Raw genomic sequence first — 1,550 nt, 5'->3', positions numbered from 1 at the left:
ATGCGGGAAAAGGTCTCGGCGCCGATCACCAGCGCGCGCTTGTGCGAGCCGGAGGTCAGGAATTTGTCGGCGGTCGTCACCGCGAACACGAAGCCGGCGCAGACCGCCTGCAGATCGAAGGCCACGCCGCCGGTTATGCCCAGTTCGGCCTGGATCATGGTGGCGACGGCGGGAAAGGTGAGGTCCGGCGTCGAGGTCGCGCAGATGATGAGGTCGATGTCCTCCGGCGCGCATTGCGCCTTGGCGAGCGCCGCGCGGGCGGCCGCCGCGCCGAGCGTAGAGGTCGTTTCGCCCTCCCCGGCGATATAGCGCTGGGTGATGCCGGTGCGCTGGACGATCCATTCGTCGGATGTGTCGACCTGCTTTTCCAGCTCGCGATTGGTGACGCAGCGGCGCGGCAAAGCGGAGCCGACGCCCTTCACCACCGAGCGCAGGCGCTTGTTTTCTTGCGTCACTTGGTCGTTTCCATGGTTCTGGTCATGCCGGATCGGATGGCGGAGGCTCGGACGCCTGCTGGCCGATCAGGATCGGGGCCGGAGGCGGATCCTCCAGCGCCGCGGCGTGTTCATTGGCGAGGACCATCATATCGCGGATTTTGTCCAGCAAATCGTGACGCACCATATTGGCGGCTATCTCGATGGCGCCGGAGAAGCCATCGGCATCCACGCCGCCATGCGCCTTCACGACCACGCCGTCGAGGCCGAGGAAGACGCCGCCGCTGGTCTGGCGCGGCGACAGCCGGGATTTCAGCTCCTCGAAGGCCTCGCGCGCCAGCCACGCTCCGAGCTTGGTGCGCCAGTTGCGGGTCAGCGATTCCCTAAGATAGGTGCGGATCTGTTTCGCGGTGCCCTCGCCGGTCTTGAGCGCGATATTGCCCGTGAAGCCTTCGGTCACCACCACATCCACCGTGCCGCGCCCGATGTCGTCGCCCTCGACGAAACCGCGATAATCGAGCAGCGGCGAGTCGATCGCCTGCAGGAGGCGGGAGGCGGCCTTGACCTCCTCGATGCCCTTGACCTCCTCGACGCCGACATTGAGCAGGCCGACCGTCGGCCGGTCCAATTCGAACAGACTGCGCGCCATGGCGGCGCCCATGATGGCGAGATCGACATAATGCTGCGCATCGGCGCCGATGGTCGCTCCGACGTCCAGCACGATCGAGCAGCCGCGCTGGGTCGGCCACAGCGCCGTCAAGGCCGGTCGGTCGATCTGCGCCATGGTGCGCAGGCAGATCTTGGACATGGCCATCAGCGCGCCGGTATTGCCGGCGGAAACCGCGCAATCGGCCTCGCCTTTGCGCACCGCCTCGATCGCCATCCACATGGAGGAATTGCGCCGGCCGGCGCGCAAGGCCTGGCTCGGCTTGTCGGCCATACCGACCGCGACGCTGGTGTGGCGCACGCGGGTCGAGGCCGCGAGCTGTGGATGCGCCTGAAGGAAAGGCGCAAGCTTGTCCTGATCGCCGAATATCAGAAAGGTCGCGCCAGGCGTGCGTTCCAGAAAAAGGGCAGCGCCCGGCACGACCACGGAGGGACCGAAATCCCCACCCA

The 1,550-nt window shown here is 66.6% G+C and carries 1 protein-coding gene and 1 pseudogene; both read right to left on the bottom strand.

Translation table 11 applies throughout. The features are described from left to right. Positions 1-455 (bottom strand): annotated as a pseudogene (locus ACE3S9_RS19420) (3-oxoacyl-ACP synthase); the annotation flags it as partial. 22 nt (positions 456-477) lie between these two features. Further along, the coding region (gene plsX, locus ACE3S9_RS19415; RefSeq protein ID WP_374548119.1) for a phosphate acyltransferase PlsX at positions 478-1,550 on the bottom strand (1,073 nt) is incomplete at its 5' end.

The sequence above is a fragment of the Rhodoblastus sp. genome (assembly GCF_041915505.1).
Taxonomy (GTDB): Bacteria; Pseudomonadota; Alphaproteobacteria; order Rhizobiales; family Beijerinckiaceae; genus Rhodoblastus.
This window is presented reverse-complemented; position numbering and strand designations above follow the sequence as displayed.